Here is a 17560-nt window from a genome sequence, read left to right on the forward strand (position 1 = left end):
TGAGCAAAGCTCCAAAAGTTATCCACATTTTTCAACTTTCAATTCTGCAATCATCTAAAATAATACTTTTAATTTGAATTATAACATAAAATTTTATTATATGTGTAAAGGTATTTATATAAATGTTGAAATTATTAAAAATTTAAATATTTATATAATATTGAGGAATAATAGTAGAGGATTTTTACACACTTATTATTTCTATTTGGAGGTGTTTTAATGAGTAAAGAAGCAAATATTGATTGGGGAAGCTTGGGATTTAATTATATTAAAACAGATTTACGATATATATCAAGATGGAAGGATGGAAAATGGGATGATGGACAGTTAGTTCAAGATAATATGCTTAGTATAAGTGAATCTTCTACGGCTCTTCATTATGGACAGCAGTGTTTTGAAGGATTAAAGGCCTATCGTACAAAAAATGGGAGGATACAGTTATTTAGACCAGATAAGAATGCAAAACGTATGCAAGATAGTTGTAGGCGTATTTTAATGCCTGAGGTATCTGTAGAAAAATTTATAGATGCATGTATTAAAGTTGTTAAGGCAAATGAACAGTATGTACCACCATATGAAACTGGTGCAACTCTTTATCTTAGACCTTTTGTAATAGGGGTAGGAGATAATATTGGTGTTAAACCAGCCTCAGAATTTATATTTTCTGTGTTTTGTATACCTGTAGGACCTTATTTTAAAGGAGGAATGATTCCTGTAAACTTTAATGTATCAGAATATGATAGAGCTGCACCCTATGGTACAGGTGCAGCAAAAGTTGGAGGTAATTATGCTGGTAGTCTTTATCCACATGAATTAGCAGTGAAAAAAGGTTTTGCAGATTGTGTTTATCTTGATCCAGCAACTCATACTAAGATAGAAGAAGTTGGAGCTGCTAATTTCTTTGGAATAACAAAGGATAATAAATTTATTACTCCAAAATCTCCATCCATACTTCCAAGTATAACTAAGTATTCATTATTGCAGATAGCAAAAGAATATTTAAAAATGGAAGTAGAAGAAAGAGATGTTTTGATTGATAACTTAGATGAATTTAAAGAAGCGGGTGCTTGTGGAACTGCAGCAGTGATAACTCCAATTGGTGGAATAGAATATAAAGGGGATTTGCATGTATTTCATAGTGAAAAAGAAGTAGGGCCTGTAACTAAAAAGTTTTATAATACGCTTTATGGAATTCAATTTGGGGATATAGAAGCTCCAGAAGGCTGGATTGTAGAAGTTAAATAATACTAAATAATATTTGAGCCATACTTTGATGATGCTTTAATATTTTAGTAAAAGATATTAAAGTATCATCAAAATATGACTCAATGTACTATTAAGTGATTCTTAAACTCAGGTAGAGTTTTCTTAAAGGGGATACTTCTAAGTATTAGAAGATAAAAAATTAGAACTAATGTCATTTTGTAAAATCTCTTTTAGTATTTTTTCAGTTATGGAATTAATACTGTCTTTAAAATCATTTTCGATAATAATATCAGCATTATGTATTACTTCACTTGCAGATTTTTTTACAATATTGTTTTGTGAGTTTTTCATCATTATAAAGATTCCAGGGTTAACAACGGTACGCAAGCTATTAGATTCACAGATTATTAAGGTATTCACAGGGACTTGTAATATAAATTCTTCAATAGCAGGTTTAATATGTGATTTTAAACATTTCAACCAATAGACTTTTTTGGCACCTGACGATAGTAAAAGAGAAGTATCTTTGTTAGCATTTATGTTTGTTTCTTCCAATAATTCAAAGCTTCCCTTCATATTAGAACAAGTTCCACAACCTTCTCCGCCTCTGGGACATTTACTATTTTTTTGTTGTATGGTAGTTATTTTTAATCCGATAATGGTAAATCTATTTTTTAATTGTTTAATTAGTTCTGTAGCAATAGCAGTTTTACCACTGTTGCGGCTTGATGAACCAATTAGGATCATCTGAGGTACACTTAGTAATTCTATATCCATTTTAACTCACTCCCTAAAATATGTGGTGTAGTTTAGATATTTAAGTAAATTTATTATACAATATTCAATGATAATTTATCAAATATCATTGAATAAATTGTGATACAATAATAACAGGGAATTATTATGTAATGTTTAGGGGAGGAGAATAGATGAATAATTATAAGCAATTGGTTGCTACTTATAAAACAGTTCAATATAAATCTTTATCATCAGTTACAGTTGTAGGACTTATATTAGCATTAATTATGGTTGTGACATATCAAATGATTCCAGCAGTGGTATTAGTAGTAGTATCCTTTGGAACCGCATATTTTAAAAGGTATTTATATGTTGAATATGAATATGAATTTGATAAAGAAGAAATAAGTATACATAAAATAATTGGCAAGGTTAACAGAAAAAAGTGTATAAATTTTAATATAAAGGATATAGAAATTTTAGCAGCACAAAATAGTAAGCATTTAAATTCTATTAATAATTTGCCTAAAAAGAAGATGAAGCTTTATCCATCTACTTCTAGAGAATTAATCTATTCAGCAGTCTTGAAACACAATGAGGAAAGAATTCAAGTAAGATTTGTACCAGATAATAAGTTTATAGATTTATGTTATAAGCATAATCCCAATTGTGTTAAAAAGAATTAGTAAATTTTCATAGTATGATTATATTTTGCAAATAAAAATTCCTTAAAGAAGAATTAAATCTTTCTTTAAGGAATTTTTCAGTATTATTTTAAAGAATCAGCTGAACCAAGTACATCAGAAATTTTGTTTTCAACAACTTTTTGAATATAATCTCTTCCAGCTCCACAATATTTTCTTGGATCGAATTCCTTTGGATTATCTCCAAAAGTTTTTCTTATAGCGGCAGTCATTGCTAGTCTTAAATCAGTGTCCATATTAATTTTACATACAGCCATAGAAGATGCTTTTCTAAGCATATCTACAGGAATACCTTTGGCACCAGCTATATTTCCGCCGTATTTATTACAAGTTGCAACAGCTTCTGGGTCAACAGCTGAAGCTCCATGAAGAACTATTGGGAAACCTGGTAATTTTTCTTGTATTTTTTCTAATATATCAAATCTTAGTTTAGGTTTAAAATCTAGTGGAAATTTGAAAGCACCATGTGAAGTTCCAATAGCTATAGCTAAAGAATCAACACCTGTTCTATTAACAAAATCTACAGCTTGATCTGGATCAGTATATATATGTTCAGCAGCAACGACATCATCTTCTACGCCTGCTAGAACTCCAAGTTCAGCTTCTACAACAACACCTTTAGAATGTGCGTAGTCAACAACTTCTTTTGTTTTGGCTACATTTTCTTCATATTCATAGTGTGAACCGTCAAACATAACTGAAGTAAATCCAGCATCAATAACTTCTTTTACAGTTTTAAAATCTGGACCATGATCTAGATGTAAAGCAATATCGATTCCAGTCTCTTCTATAGCAGCATCTACCATAGCTTTTAAATATTTTGCACCAGCATATTTTATTGCTCCTGCAGAGCATTGAAGAATAACTGCTGAGTTTTTAGCTTTTGCGCCTTTGACAACACCTTGAATTATTTCCATATTGTTAATGTTGAAAGCACCTATTGCATATTTGCCTTCATAAGCTTTTTTGAACATTTCCTTAGTAGTAACTAATGCCATTTTGTATTCCACCTTCCAAACTTTTAATATTTTAATGATATATGAATGAGAAAACATTCATATTCTTTAATAGCTAAACATTCAATGAATAGGGACAAATCAAGACCCGGCGGGACTTATTTGCTATGTATACATTATAATTCATTGAGTTTGTATTTGCCATAGTTTAATTATAAATTATTTTGTGAGATTTTTAAAATATATTTTGTATATTTACTTTTTCCATGTTAAGTATATGTTTGAGCAAAAATTTTATTACGTGGTTAGAAGCTAAAGCTTCATCTTTTGTATGGCATTTAGTATATTGGGTAAGTTTCCATATTTCATTGTTAATATTGTCTATCTCTGCATGGTTTACAAAAATAGAAATTTTACGAGTACAATTATCCCAGTTATCTAAGAGCTTTAAGGATTTGTTATAAGCTTCATCCCAAGAGTTAGATTCTATAGATTTTTCTATTTGTATGTTAAGAGTATCTAATTTACTACAAGTTTGATTTAAATAATTTATAGAAAATACTAATGATAAAAACATAGAAATAAAAATTACTAAAGCAGCAAATAAATTCCGCATTTAAACACATCCCTTTTTATACCTTTTTTTGATAATAAAAACTACCTTGAGAGTCTATAAGAGCTATAAAAACTTCTTTAGGGGAATCTATATTAAATCTCTTTAGTTTCTCATTAAGCCAGTTTTCATCTTTATTTAGTATTTTTAAATTATCATGATTTATGCTTCCATCTAAAATTAAAGTAACAGGAATTGTATCTTGCTTAAATGGTACCTTTAAATCACCTTTGGTAGCAGGGGCAAGGTTAGTTTTAGGTATAATAGATAATTGACCGCTAGTTTCAAGAATGGCAAAGTGTATATCATCCAAGTTAAAATAACCTTGAAGTCTAAGCTCTTCCATTAGATCATTTATATTAAATTGTTGACGTCGTAACTCCTTAATATCTATTTTTCCATTATTGATTAAGATACTTGGTTTGCCATTTAGAAGAAGCCTAATTTTTTCACTTTTAAGTTCGAATACAGATAAAATTGTTTGAATTAACAATAGTGTAATAATTGCTATAACTCCATGTATAATTGGGATTCTAGTATCTTGCATAGGAAAAGAAGCTAATTCAGAAATCATTATAGTAATAGCAAGTTCAAAAGGCTGCAATTCTCCTATTTGCTTTTTACCCATTAAACGCATAGATATAATAACCAAAAAATACAATATAGCTGTTCTGATAAGTACAGTAAACATTTAAATACCTCCGTTAGAGTTAGATTTTATTAAATTTTAAAGTTAAAATTTAATTTTTTTGATCCTGTAATATATTTTCTGTATAATATAAAAAAATATAACTGAATTTGAACATTTTTAGTAAAATGACGTATAATAATAGTACACAAAAAAAATGGGGGGCATGGAATATGTCTAAGTTAAAAGTTAAAATAAATGATAAAGAATTATCTATAGAAAAAGGAACAACTTTATATGATGCAATTAAAAAAAGTGGTTATGAAGAAAAAATTCCTATAGTACTTGGGAAAATAAGCGGAGAATATTATGAGCTCACATCTACCATAGAAGAAAATTCAGAAATAGAAGTTGTAAATATCACTGATAAACTAGGAAGTAAAACCTTTATAAGAACTTTGCAGTTTATTCTTATTAAATCTGTTTTTGATTTATTTCCTGAAGCTCAAATAACTATAGAGCATTCTTTGAGTAAAGGTTTATTTGGAGAAATCCATAAAGATACCCCACTAACAGAAGAAGATATTCATAAAATAAAGATAAGAATGAATGAAATAATACAAAAAAATATTGAGATAAAAAAGGTAAGTATGGATAGAAAAAAGGCTATAGAAATATTTTCTATGTATAAAATGGAAGATAAGGTAAGGTTGCTTAATCATGTAAATACAGCTACTGTTAAACTTTATGAACTAGATGGAAGATATGACTACTTTTATGGGTCCATGGCTTATTCCACAGGTATAATAAATTTATTTGATCTAGAATATTATGAACCAGGTTTTCTACTTAAGTATCCAATAGAGACAGATCCTTTTAATATACCTAGATCAGCAGAATATAAAAAGTTAAGTAAAATATTTCGTGAAACAGAGCAATGGGGAAATATATTGGATGTAGGAGATGTTGGATCGTTAAATGATAAAGTTGAAGACAATGAAATTATAGATATAATAAGAGTAGCAGAAGCGCTTCATGAAAAAAAGATAGCTTATATAGCAGATATGATAAGTGAGAGAAAAAATGTAAAAATAGTATTAATAGCAGGACCATCATCTTCTGGTAAAACTACATTTGCTAGAAGGCTTGGAATACAACTTAGAGTTAATGGGCTTATGCCAATTCCTATATCACTAGATGATTATTTTGTGGACAGGGAGCATACCCCTAAAGATGGTAATGGAGAGTATGATTTTGAGTCCATATATGCCTTAGATTTAAAGTTGTTTAATAAGAATCTAGAGCAGTTGCTTAATTATGAAGAAATAGAGATACCTTCTTTTAATTTTAAAACAGGAAGTAGAGAATGGACAAATCAAAAAATTAAACTTCCTAGTAATGGAGTACTGATAATAGAGGGAATACATGGGTTAAATGAAATGCTTACTAATGTTATACCAAAAGAAAGCAAATTTAAGATATATATAAGTGCACTTACACAATTAAATGTAGACAATCATAATAGAATAGCAACTACAGATGTGAGAATTATAAGAAGAATAGTAAGAGATTATCTTTCAAGAGGATATGGTGGAGAAGATACTTTAAAAATGTGGCCTTCAATAAAACGAGGAGAAGAAAAAAATATATTTGTATTTCAAGAGAATGCAGATGTTATGTTTAATTCTACTTTAGTTTATGAGCTATGTGTTTTGAAGCAGTATGCGTTAAAAGAACTGGAAAAGATAAGTTCTCAAAGTCCTGTTTATTATGAAGCTTTAAGATTAAAAAGTTTTCTTCACTTTTTTAAAAGTGTAGACATGGAATTAGTACCAGACAACTCTATACTAAGGGAATTTATAGGTGGAAGTTGTTTTTATAAATATTAATATGAAAGTCTAATAACAAACTCAAGTTTCCATTGTTCAACTGTAAATTAATTTTCCGTCGCAATTTGCTTATTATAAAGTTAAAATTTTGCTGTTTTAGCATATGAGAAGAGAACTTTATCAGAGTTCTCTTTTTTATGTACAGCAAATCTTAAAATTTATATAAATATGGTAAAAATAGAATAATTTAATTCAATGATCAAGATTTAATAAATCAATAAAGAATTTTTCCATTTAAATTTTATTAATTTATACAAAAAAACTTTCAAAAAATATATAAAAAAAATGAAAGTTATTGTATAATTAAGTTGTGATAAATTTATTATTACCGTGATAGATTTATTATTACTGTAATAAACTTTTATTGTTGTGATAAATTTATTATTATATTCAGTTTTATGATTTTATAGAAATAATTAAATGGAAGGTTGTGCTATAAAATGAGAGAATACAGTGCTTTTGATATTTTAGGACCTATAATGATAGGGCCATCAAGTTCTCATACTGCAGGAGCAGCAAGATTAGGAAAGGTTGCAAAGACTATAGCCGATGGCAAAATAAAGAAAGTAAAATTTTTCCTGCATGGATCTTTTGCAAGCACGTATAAAGGACATGGTACTGATAAAGCTTTAGTGGCAGGAATATTAGGAATGAATCCATGGGATGAAGGATTAAAAACTTCTATGGATAAAGCAAAAGAAAAAGGTATAGAAATAGAATTCATACCAACAGACCTTGGTGATGTACATCCTAATACAGTTAAATTTGAAATAACAAAAACTGATAATAAGGTAGTAGAGGTAATAGGTTCATCAATAGGTGGAGGAAATATAATAATAACAGGAATAGATGGAGAAAATATAGAATTTACAGGAGCATATCCTACTATATTAATAAATCATATAGATTTACCAGGAATGGTTGCTAGAGTAAGTGCTGTATTATATTATTACAGAATAAATATTGCTTTTATGAGAGTTTACAGAAGTGGAAAGGGATCAGCTGCAGCAATGGTATTTGAAGTAGATGATTTTATATCTCAAGAGTTAATAGATGAAATAAGAAAAATACCTAATATAAAAAATGCAAGAGCTATAAATCCTATAAAGGAGGATAAATAGAACTATGGTTAATTATGGACATGAACTTATAAAAGTATGTAAAGAGAAAAAATTAAGTATATGGGAATATACTCTTAAGGAAGAAGCAAAAGAAACAAATCTTACTGTTGAAGAAGTTTTTGAAAAAATGAGAAAAAATTTAGTTGTAATGCAAAATTCAGCAGAATATGGATTGAAAAATAAAGTAATATCAGTAAGTGGTCTTATAGGTGGAGATGCTTATAAATTAAATGATTATTCGCAGTCCGGGAAAACGTTGACAGGGGACTTTATGGTTAAGGCAATGGCAAGAGCTCTTTCCTGTTCAGAGGTAAACGCAGCTATGGGAAAAATAGTAGCAGCACCTACAGCAGGTTCTTGTGGAATAATGCCAGCAACTATAATAAGTGCTGGAGAAAAATTAAATAAAACAGAAGATGAATTAGTTAAAGCCTTATTTACAGCTACAGGCATAGGCATAATAATAGCTAAAAATGCTACTATGGCAGGCGCAGAAGGTGGATGTCAAGCAGAATGTGGATCAGCAGCAGCTATGGCTTCAGCAGCAGTAGTAGAAATGATGGGTGGAACTCCAGAACAAGCATTAAATGCAGCAGCTATAGTAATAAAAAATATATTGGGATTAGTCTGTGACCCTATAGCTGGACTAGTAGAAGTACCTTGTGCAAAAAGAAATGCTTCAGGTACAGTTAGTGCGTTAACTACAGCAGATATGGTCATGGGTGGAGTTTGCAGTAAAATACCTTTTGATGATACAGTATCAGCTATGTACAAGGTTGGAAAACAGCTTCCTTGTGAATTAAGAGAAACAGCGCTTGGAGGATTAGCAATTACAGAAACAGGCTTAAAGTTGAAAAAACAAGTACTTGGAGAATAAGAAGTATATTTTTTATAGATATTAAAACTTAAACTTTTGTATTATAAAAATAATGCGATGCAATATTTTTAAGAGGACAGAGGACAATTGACAGAGGACAATGAAGGATGGTTTTTCTCCGCTACACTACGAAAAATCTTCAATTAAATTTTTGATGGCTCGTTTCGCTAAAGCGAAACATTGCTGATTTATATAAATTTAAAGATTCTTTTGCGTTAGCAAAAAATCAACCTTCACTGTACTCTGTCCTCTGTCAATTGTCCTCTTAAAAAAGTTGCGTCGCATTATGCTTATATTAAGTGAAAATTTTCTATGTAAGAAAGTTTGGTTAAATTTCAATAGTTTGAATTAATTTAGTTAAAGTTAAATATATTAGTATTGGTATCAAATTTTACGTGGTGGAGTATTTATGACATGTAGAAAAGTTATGGAAGATTATTATAATGATATAAATAACTTGTCTGATTTTTTGGCGAAATTGGTCAATTCATACAGGCTTATAGTAGGGGGAGCAGGAGAACTAAATGGCATAGCATTAGCACATAAGAAGGATGTAAGAAACGCTATAAAAACGTCTAATGATCTTTTAAAAGTGATAAATGAAGTTATATGTATGTTAGAAAAGACAAGTTGTGGGTATATGGATTTTTGCAATGTAAGATCACAAGTAATGCAGTCCAGAATGCAAGTTCAATATATACAAACGGAAATTGATAATGAATTAAAATTACAAAATTCCCAAGGTGATACTCCAAATAGTAAAGAGGATACTGTTAGTGATGAAAGAGATGTTTTTAATGAGGAGAAAGATGATTCTAATAATGCAAAGGATGTTAGTAGTAACGTAAAAGATACCCAAGATAACAAAAAAGATAGTGGTAGCAGCGAAAAGGATTCTAGTGATAATGCAAATGATGATAACTCAAATGATGATAATGGAAAAGAGGTGTGAAAACCACACCTCTTAAAATTTCTTAAATCTGTGTTTACATACCATAAGGTAAGATAAAGCTATTATCAATATAACTGTAACTTGTACCGGTGCTAAAAAATTCATTGTAATTAAACAATAAATAGCCATAAACATACCTGCAAAAGTTATTGGTATACCGAAAAATTCTCCATCAAATTCAGTAACGTTAAATCTAGCAAGTCTATAAGCACCAGCTATAGGTAATAGTAATACTAAAGAATATCCTAAAAGTCCGAAATTAGTTAAACCATAAAGGTTAAATGCAAGGATAGAAGGTGCTACTCCAAAAGAAACTAAGTCTGCAAGAGAATCTAATTCTTTTCCCAAAGTACTAGATACATTTAAAAATCTTGCTACTCTTCCGTCATATCTATCAGCTAGACATGCAAGTAGTACAAAAATACCAGCCCATTTGTAATTTTCTTGGAAAGTCATCATTAGGGACATTACACCGCAACCTAAGTTTGCAAATGTAAAAATGTTAGGTACTGCACTTTTAGCTATTTTAGCCATTATAATCACTCCTAATATTATAATAATGTTAAATTGAACATAAAATCAAATTACGTATTAGAACTATTATAACTCATTTTTGTAAAATATTTAAGTGCATATTTGAGATTTTTGGTGGAAAAATTATAAATTTTTTGTTAAAATAGACTTACAAAAGAATTAAAAGTAGAGAGTTGAGGATCTTAATGAAAGAAAATAAAAAAAAGATACTGCAGTATTTCATTGGAGCACTATTGATCATTGTATTTGTGTATTTCATGATGAAGTATGGAAAAAGATTGACTCACTTAAGGATAAAACATGTTAGACATTATATTTTAAGTTATGGTAAATTTGCTTCTATAGCTTTTGTACTACTATATTCCTTAAAACCTGTAGCTTTAATAGTTCCAGTTTCACTTTTATCCATTGTAGCAGGAAGTGTTTTTGGACCTTATAAAGCACTTTTGCTTAGTATGATAGGTTGTTTTACATCAGGTACTTTAGCATTTTTTCTAGCAAGATTTTTAGGTAGATCTTTTGTAGATAAACTTTTAAAAGGTAAAGCTATGAAATTAGATTCGAGTATTGAAAAACATGGAACTGAAATAATGTGCATAATGAGGTTGTCATTCATATTTCCATATGATCCATTAAGCTATGCAGCAGGACTTACTAAAATGAAATATAGAAGTTTTATTATAGGAACTATGATAGGTGTTTTTCCAGAAATGGTTTCTTATTCATTTATAGGGAAGAGTTTGGAACACCCTTTTTCAATTAAGTTTTTTATTCCAATAATATTCATAGTAGTTGTAGCAGTAATTGCGTTAGGCATATACAAGTCGTCGAAAAAGACAAAAAGTTTATAAAAGCATTTTTTCTATAAATTTACGCTTATATTCAAGGAAATATAGGGACACAATAGTTTTACAGTGTAAATTTTGAAGAGAGGTGTTTTTTATGAAAGTTCAAGATATTATGACTAAATGTGTTGTTAGCTTAAATGCCGAAGATAATGTTGAAAGAGCGGCACAACTTATGAAAAAACATAATATAGGAGCAATTCCTGTATGTAATGGAGACAAAGTTATAGGAATAGTTACAGATAGGGATATAGCTGTAAGATCTTCAGCTGAAGGACAGAATTCTCAAAAGCAAACAGTTAGAGAAATCATGTCATCAAATCCAGTTGTAGGTGATCCTGGTATGGATATTGAAGATGCATCTAGAATTATGAGTGAAAGACAAATAAGAAGATTGCCTATAATGGAATCTAATAATCTAGTTGGATTAGTATCCTTAGGAGACATAGCTGTTGAGCCTAATCTTCAAGAAAAAGCAGAAGAAGCACTTAGTAATATTTCTGAACAGACTGCACCAGAAATTTAAAATTTAATAATTTATGAATAAATCCACAAGATTCTTTCATAATCTTGTGGATTTGTTGTATAAGGTGTTATAATATAGTAGGTAATCATAAAATTAGAATTTTTTAATGAATGTATTATATTTTATAATTTTAATATTACTTTAAGTAATAAGGTTTATTAAAAATAGGAGAGTTTTTGTATGAAGAAAGTAAGGTTTATATATAATCCGTATTCTGGAGAAAATACTATAATAAGTGGTATTGACAAGGTTATAAGAGTGCATCAAAAATATGGATATGAAGTTGTACCTTTTAGAATTAGTTTTGAATATAGTATAAGCGAAGCCTTTGAAGGTATAGATAAAACTTATGAATATATTTTAATAGCTGGTGGAGATGGAACAATTGATGAAGCTGTGAATCACATGAAAAATCTAGACCTTGATATTCCTATAGCAATACTTCCAGTAGGTACTGCTAATGATTTCGCAAAATTTATTGGAATTCCTGAAGATATAGAAGAAGCTTGTGAACAAATATTGAATAGTAAACCTAGAAAGTTAGATTTAGGAAAAATAAATGATAAATATTTTTTGAATGTGGCAAGTACAGGACTTTTTACAGATGTATCACAAAGAACAGATGTGAACTTAAAAAATACAATAGGAAAGCTTGCTTATTATATTAAAGCATTAGAACAATTGCCTAGTCTTAGAAAACTTAAAATAAGAGTATCATCTGAAAATGATGTATTTGATGATTATATGTACTTGATGTTAGTATTTAACGGACAGACTGCTGGAAATTTAAAGTTTGCATATAAAGCAGAGGTTGACGATGGAATGTTAGATGTAATAATAATAAAAGCAGGAATGATAAAGGATATGATATCACTTTTTATAAAAATGTTTAAAGGTGAACATTTAGAAGGTACAGAAGGACTTGTATATTTTAAATCTAATAGAATAGAGATAGAATGTCATGAAAATATAGTAACAGATATAGATGGAGAGAGAGGACCGGATTTCCCATTAGTTATAGAATGTATAAAAGGTGGAATAGAAATTTTAGGTATAAATATACCTGAGAAGATGCTTTTAAGTTAAGTATATGGAATCATATATTTAATTTAAAAGCATTTTTTAGTAATATAAATTTGAATTTTATAATAAATATAAGATAGTAGTAATGTATTAGGAGGTAGTATGTTAAAATTCTATATCTATATTTCTTTGCTACTTATTACAATAATGCTTTTATTTAAATGCTTTTATTTAGATTTGTATTCGCCTAAAAAAGTTAAGACAATAGCATTAATTACCATACTGGTTATGAGTTTAAGATATGCTGTACTTTTAATATTATTTTTGGTTAGTAACATAAAATATCTTTATTTGCTAAAACCTTTATTTTTTATGAATCTAATTGGTGTTCCCTTAATAATTTTGATTGTACTATATATATTTATGAAGGGTCATATTATAAATTTTTCTTATATTTTTATAATAGCAGGAGTGATAATAGCATTGTATATTGCTATAATGTTAAAATGTACATGCTTTCTTCAAAATTCTAATAATATTGGTTATACTATGGTATTTTCTCAAGATACTTATATATATTGGGTGTATATTGGAATAAATACTATAACATTTTTTTTAGCTATAAGTCTTATTAATAAAACTTATACAAATAGAATAGGGATGAGTATAGTGATTTTAGCTTCAATTGTAACTATAATAGAATATATAGTATGGATAACTGGAATTGTTTTGATTACAGAGAATATTATAGGAGATATGTTATGGATAATAGCGCTAATGTATGCTTTAAATAGGGTAAAAAAGAAAGCTTGAAAAAATGCGAAGCATTTTTTAGAGGACAATTGACAGAGGACAGAGGACAGTCAATATCCTCTGTCAATTGTCCTCTGTCCTCTAAAAAAGTTGCATCGCAATGTGCTTAAAAGATGAAAGCTGGAATAACATCAGTTTATTTTTTTAACTTATTTTTAAATGATTTTTTGGATGCTCCATTTAAATTTCCAATTTTATTTTTATGTTTATGAGAACTTTCATTTTTTGATTTAGCTGTAGTAGATGAATTATTATGAAAAGTTCTCCTTTTAGGTGCTGTTTCGTGAATAAGACAATTGGAACCATTTCCTATTAAATCTTCACGATGAGCCTTAATTAAAGCTTCTTTTACAAGGTTATAGTTTTCAGGAACAGAAAATTGAAGCAAAGCTCGCTGCATATTTTTCTCCTTTTGTTCCTTAGGAATATAAACTTTTTCATTGGTTAAAGGGTTAATTCCAGTATAATACATTGTAGTTGATAGACTTCCTGGAGTAGGATAAAAATCTTGAACTTGTTCAGGAATATATCCCATATTTTTAATATATAAAGCTAATTCTATGGCAGCATTTAAATCACTACCAGGATGGCTAGACATAAGATAAGGCACTAAATATTGTTTTTTATTTAATTTTTTATTTATTTCAAAATATTTTTTCGAAAACCTATCATATACTTTACTGCTAGGCTTTCCCATTTGCTTAAGAACTTTATCGCTTATATGTTCTGGTGCTACCTTAAGTTGACCACTTATGTGATGTTTGCAAAGCTCTTCAAAAAAATCAGTATTTTTGTCATAAATAAGATAATCATATCTTATTCCAGAACGTATAAAAACTTTTTTTATACCAGGAATTTGTCTCATTTGTTTTAAAAGATTTAAATATTCTCTATGATCAACTATTAGATTTTTACAAGGATTAGGTGAAAGACATAATCTATTTTTACAAACTCCGCGAGTTTCTTGAGCTTTACATGCTTTATGTCTAAAGTTTGCAGTAGGTCCACCTACATCATGTATATAGCCTTTAAAATCATTTAATGTAGTTAAAAGTTTTGCTTCATCTAAAATAGAGTTTTCACTTCTAGCTTGAATAGTCCTTCCTTGATGAAAAGTAAGAGCACAGAAGGAACAAGCTCCAAAACAACCTCTATGACTAGTAATAGAAAACTTAACTTCTTTTATAGCAGGAATACCACCTTCAGACTCATATATAGGGTGATATGTTCTAGTATAAGGAAGATTATATACTATATCCATCTCCTCTTCAGTTAAAGTAAATTGAGGAGGATTTTGAACAATGTAATGATCACCATGCTGTTGAATTAAGGTTTTTCCAATTATAGCATCCTGTTCATAGTATTCTGTTTTATAAGCTTCTGCATAGCTTTTTTTATCATCAGACACTTTCTCAAAAGAAGGAAGTTCTATAAAATCTTTTAAATTATCAATTTCTCTGCATGAATATAATGTTCCTCTTACATTTGTAAGCTTATTAATTTCCATACCATATTTAAGAAGGTTAGCTATTTGAACTACGGTCTTTTCACCCATTCCATACATTAAAAGATCTGCTTTAGAATCAACTAATATACTTCTTCTAACTTTATTATCCCAGTAATCATAATGAGCAAATCTTCTTAAGCTTGCCTCGATACCACCAATCATAATTGGTACATTTTTATAAGCTTCTCTAGCTCTGTTACAATATACAATGAGAGCTCTATCAGGTCTGTGACCACTTTTTCCACCTGGAGAATATAAGTCATCATGACGCTTTTTCTTTGAAGCGGTATAATGATTTACCATTGAGTCTATATTACCAGAGTTTACAAGAAACCCAAGCTTAGGTTTTCCAAGACGTTTAAAATCTTCGACATTATTCCAATCAGGTTGAGCTATGATTCCAACAGTGAAACCTTCATTTTCTAAAACTCTAGATATTATAGCGGTGCCAAAAGAAGGGTGATCAACATAAGCATCACCTGTAATTATTATAAAATCTAATTGGTCTATATTATGTTTTTTCATATCTTCTTTACTAATAGGTAAAAATTCTTTATTTATTATCATTTAAATGCTCCATTCAGTTACAATTTTTCTAAATCCTATATTAGCATAACCAGAACAAAATATGAATATGAAACTGAAAATACTTCTATTAACTTTTATATAAATAGAGCTCTTATATGTGAATATTTCAATGATTCATTTATGAAAAATATTAATTTTACATGGAATTCACATTAACTTAAGGATAAGTCAATGCATATAATATAATGTAATGATATATTATGTATATATGACCTTATGATTCTTTAGAAAATAGTAAAAATTCTTTAAAAACCATAGAAAAACGAATTAACAGAGAACTAAAATAATTAAACACTCAAATTTAAATAAATTTACTGTTTAATGGTTGCATTTTTATAAATTTGTACTATAATTAATAATGTAAAATGAAATTATAAGTTTACTTATGTTAGGTGAGGCTCCTATATAGATATACGCTACTGCCCGGAAACATCGAGAGATGCCAATGGGTCAACAGGTATTACCGAATCAAGGTTTTACTTAATGTAGCTGGACTTAATAAAAGTCTAAAGCTATATAGTGCTAAAACTCGTACGAAGAAGTTTTAGTTTATTGGAGGAGTCTTTTGGACTCCTTTATTTTATTTTAAGGTGGTGCGATACATGGAAAGTGGCCCTTATAGTGGTCGGTCAAATTCAAAAGTAAAACTAAATATAGTTGTATATAGAGGGACATTTATATTAAAATCATAATGAAATTAGTATTTTCATTTCTAAAATTCTTATGACTTTTCCGTAAATATCTCTCTATATGAGTGAGGAGGAATATTTATGAAAAAGTTATCTGCATTCTTTCTAAGCAAAATTCTTCATAAAAAAATTTATGATGAATTTAACGATTCGATAGGAAAACTTTGTGATATTTATGTAACTACTGAAGATGGACTTCCAAGAGCAATAGGTTACAAAATAAAAAAAGATGGAGAAGTTTTAAACTGTGAATTCAGAAATATTACATTTTATGAGGATGATGATAGGATAATAATAAAAGGTGAAGGTGTAAGAGAAATAATATTGCAAAGATATTCATATCTCCTATCTAAGCATCTATTGGATAGACAAATTGTAGATATCAATGGAAAAAAGCTTGTAAGAGTTAATGATTTAAGAATTGCTGAGATAGCAGGGGAATTTAGAGTAGTAGCAGTAGATACCGGAGTTTTAGCTTTAGGTAGAAGACTTGGTGTGGAAAATATGGTTAAAAGCTGCTATAAGTTATTTAATAAAAAACCAGCAGATAGTCTCATTATTTGGGATAATGTTGAGTCGCTAGAGATGGTCAATAACAATTTAAAGTTATCTGTTACCTATAAAAAATTATCAAAACTCCATCCTGCTGATTTAGCAGATATTTTTGAGGATATGGATATAAATTATAGAAAAAAGGTTTTTGAAAGCTTAGATCAAAATCTTGCAGCGGATATTTTAGAAGAAATTGAACCAGATGTTCAAGCCGATATTATTGAAAATTTGAGTCAATCTAAGAGAGATGAAGTATTAGATAATATGCCAAATGATGAAATTGCAGATATATTAGATGAAGTTGATGAGGAAATTGCTGAAAAGATTCTTTTATCTATGGAGAAAGAAGATGCTGATGAAGTAAGAATACTTATGCAATATGAAGATGAAACTGTAGGAAGCATAATGAATAAAGACTTTATAGATTTTAATATAAACATAACTGTTGAAGAAACTATAGAACTTTTAAGAGAAACAAATCCAGAGGATGAAGTCTCACATTATATATATATTACAGATCAGCAAGAAAGACTTCAAGGAGTAGTGTCATTAAAGGCCCTTATAATGTCAGAACCTAAAAATAGACTTAGAGAAATAATGTTAACTAGTATAGTAAAGATAAATGATAATGAAAACATAGATGAAGCCATAGAAATGTGTTCGAAATATGATCTTCTCTCTTTACCTGTAGTGGACAGTAATGAAAAGCTGTGCGGTGTAGTTATAATGAGCGATATAGTAGAAGATATACTAATTCCGACATGGAGAAAGAGATTTAAAAAGGTAGGATAAAGAGAAG

17 protein-coding genes and 1 riboswitch are annotated in these 17560 nt (G+C 29.0%); of the genes, 11 read left to right on the forward strand and 6 right to left on the reverse strand.

Translation table 11 applies throughout. The features are described 5' to 3' along the window. Positions 1-219: 219 nt before the first annotated feature. A complete protein-coding gene (locus EG57_RS0204020; RefSeq protein WP_032076000.1) occupies positions 220-1245 on the forward strand; it encodes a branched-chain amino acid aminotransferase in 1026 nt (341 codons plus the stop codon). Positions 1246-1383: 138 nt separating this feature from the next. Here the strand turns inward: EG57_RS0204020 and EG57_RS0204025 are convergent, their stop codons facing one another. After that, positions 1384-1983, reverse strand: coding sequence for a hypothetical protein (locus EG57_RS0204025; protein ID WP_032076001.1), 600 nt, complete (start codon positions 1981-1983; stop codon positions 1384-1386). Between the two features lie 152 nt (positions 1984-2135). Between EG57_RS0204025 and EG57_RS0204030 the strand changes: the two genes are divergently transcribed. Continuing rightward, positions 2136-2630 (forward strand): hypothetical protein, encoded by a 495-nt coding sequence (locus tag EG57_RS0204030; RefSeq protein WP_032076002.1) that lies wholly within the window; start codon positions 2136-2138, stop codon positions 2628-2630. An 83-nt stretch (positions 2631-2713) separates the two neighbouring features. On the opposite strand, the gene fba is transcribed toward EG57_RS0204030, so the two are convergent. From fba to EG57_RS0204045, 3 genes are all read right to left on the reverse strand, one after another. After that, complete coding sequence (gene fba / locus EG57_RS0204035) at positions 2714-3646, reverse strand: class II fructose-1,6-bisphosphate aldolase (RefSeq protein ID WP_032076003.1); 933 nt, start codon at positions 3644-3646, stop codon at positions 2714-2716. 193 nt (positions 3647-3839) lie between these two features. Then, positions 3840-4220 carry a DUF4363 family protein gene (locus EG57_RS0204040; RefSeq protein WP_032076004.1) on the reverse strand — a complete coding sequence of 127 codons (381 nt, stop codon included), beginning with the start codon at positions 4218-4220 and terminating at the stop codon, positions 3840-3842. A 16-nt stretch (positions 4221-4236) separates the two neighbouring features. Continuing rightward, positions 4237-4908: a DUF421 domain-containing protein gene (locus tag EG57_RS0204045; RefSeq protein WP_029159172.1), complete on the reverse strand. Its 672-nt coding sequence runs from the start codon at positions 4906-4908 to the stop codon at positions 4237-4239. A gap of 170 nt (positions 4909-5078) precedes the next feature. Here EG57_RS0204045 and EG57_RS0204050 point away from each other — a divergent pair, with 170 nt between their 5' ends. From EG57_RS0204050 to EG57_RS0204065, 4 genes are all read left to right on the forward strand, one after another. Beyond that, a complete protein-coding gene (locus tag EG57_RS0204050) occupies positions 5079-6734 on the forward strand; it encodes a nucleoside kinase (protein WP_032076005.1) in 1656 nt (551 codons plus the stop codon). Between the two features lie 440 nt (positions 6735-7174). Next, on the forward strand, positions 7175-7855 hold the full coding sequence (gene sdaAB / locus EG57_RS0204055) for an L-serine ammonia-lyase, iron-sulfur-dependent subunit beta (RefSeq protein ID WP_032076006.1): 681 nt from the start codon (positions 7175-7177) through the stop codon (positions 7853-7855). Between the two features lie 4 nt (positions 7856-7859). Further along, positions 7860-8732, forward strand: a complete 873-nt coding sequence (sdaAA, locus tag EG57_RS0204060) for an L-serine ammonia-lyase, iron-sulfur-dependent, subunit alpha (RefSeq protein ID WP_032076007.1) — start codon at positions 7860-7862, stop codon at positions 8730-8732. A gap of 409 nt (positions 8733-9141) precedes the next feature. Further along, positions 9142-9684 carry a hypothetical protein gene (locus EG57_RS0204065; protein ID WP_032076008.1) on the forward strand — a complete coding sequence of 181 codons (543 nt, stop codon included), beginning with the start codon at positions 9142-9144 and terminating at the stop codon, positions 9682-9684. Positions 9685-9696: 12 nt separating this feature from the next. Here EG57_RS0204065 and pssA read toward each other — a convergent pair whose 3' ends face one another. Next, the gene (gene pssA / locus EG57_RS0204070; RefSeq protein ID WP_032076009.1) at positions 9697-10218 is read right to left on the reverse strand and encodes a CDP-diacylglycerol--serine O-phosphatidyltransferase; all 522 of its coding nucleotides are present in this window, start codon (positions 10216-10218) and stop codon (positions 9697-9699) included. A 185-nt stretch (positions 10219-10403) separates the two neighbouring features. On the opposite strand from pssA, the gene EG57_RS0204075 reads away from it, so the two are divergent. From EG57_RS0204075 to EG57_RS0204090, 4 genes are all read left to right on the forward strand, one after another. Beyond that, a complete protein-coding gene (locus tag EG57_RS0204075) occupies positions 10404-11069 on the forward strand; it encodes a TVP38/TMEM64 family protein (RefSeq protein WP_032076010.1) in 666 nt (221 codons plus the stop codon). 91 nt (positions 11070-11160) lie between these two features. Next, positions 11161-11589, forward strand: a complete 429-nt coding sequence (locus tag EG57_RS0204080) for a CBS domain-containing protein (RefSeq protein WP_032076011.1) — start codon at positions 11161-11163, stop codon at positions 11587-11589. 180 nt (positions 11590-11769) lie between these two features. Beyond that, positions 11770-12675: a YegS/Rv2252/BmrU family lipid kinase gene (locus EG57_RS0204085; RefSeq protein WP_032076012.1), complete on the forward strand. Its 906-nt coding sequence runs from the start codon at positions 11770-11772 to the stop codon at positions 12673-12675. A 99-nt stretch (positions 12676-12774) separates the two neighbouring features. Further along, a complete protein-coding gene (locus EG57_RS0204090) occupies positions 12775-13425 on the forward strand; it encodes a hypothetical protein (protein WP_032076013.1) in 651 nt (216 codons plus the stop codon). A gap of 136 nt (positions 13426-13561) precedes the next feature. Here the strand turns inward: EG57_RS0204090 and EG57_RS0204095 are convergent, their stop codons facing one another. Beyond that, on the reverse strand, positions 13562-15496 hold the full coding sequence (locus tag EG57_RS0204095; RefSeq protein ID WP_200880527.1) for a YgiQ family radical SAM protein: 1935 nt from the start codon (positions 15494-15496) through the stop codon (positions 13562-13564). A gap of 401 nt (positions 15497-15897) precedes the next feature. Beyond that, a riboswitch (M-box (ykoK) riboswitch) is annotated at positions 15898-16067 on the forward strand. 223 nt (positions 16068-16290) lie between these two features. Here EG57_RS0204095 and EG57_RS0204100 point away from each other — a divergent pair. Beyond that, positions 16291-17553: a magnesium transporter gene (locus tag EG57_RS0204100; RefSeq protein ID WP_032076015.1), complete on the forward strand. Its 1263-nt coding sequence runs from the start codon at positions 16291-16293 to the stop codon at positions 17551-17553. The last annotated feature ends 7 nt before the right edge of the window (positions 17554-17560 follow it).

It is taken from the genome of Clostridium drakei (genome assembly GCF_000633595.2).
Taxonomy (GTDB): domain Bacteria; phylum Bacillota; class Clostridia; order Clostridiales; family Clostridiaceae; genus Clostridium_AM; species Clostridium_AM drakei.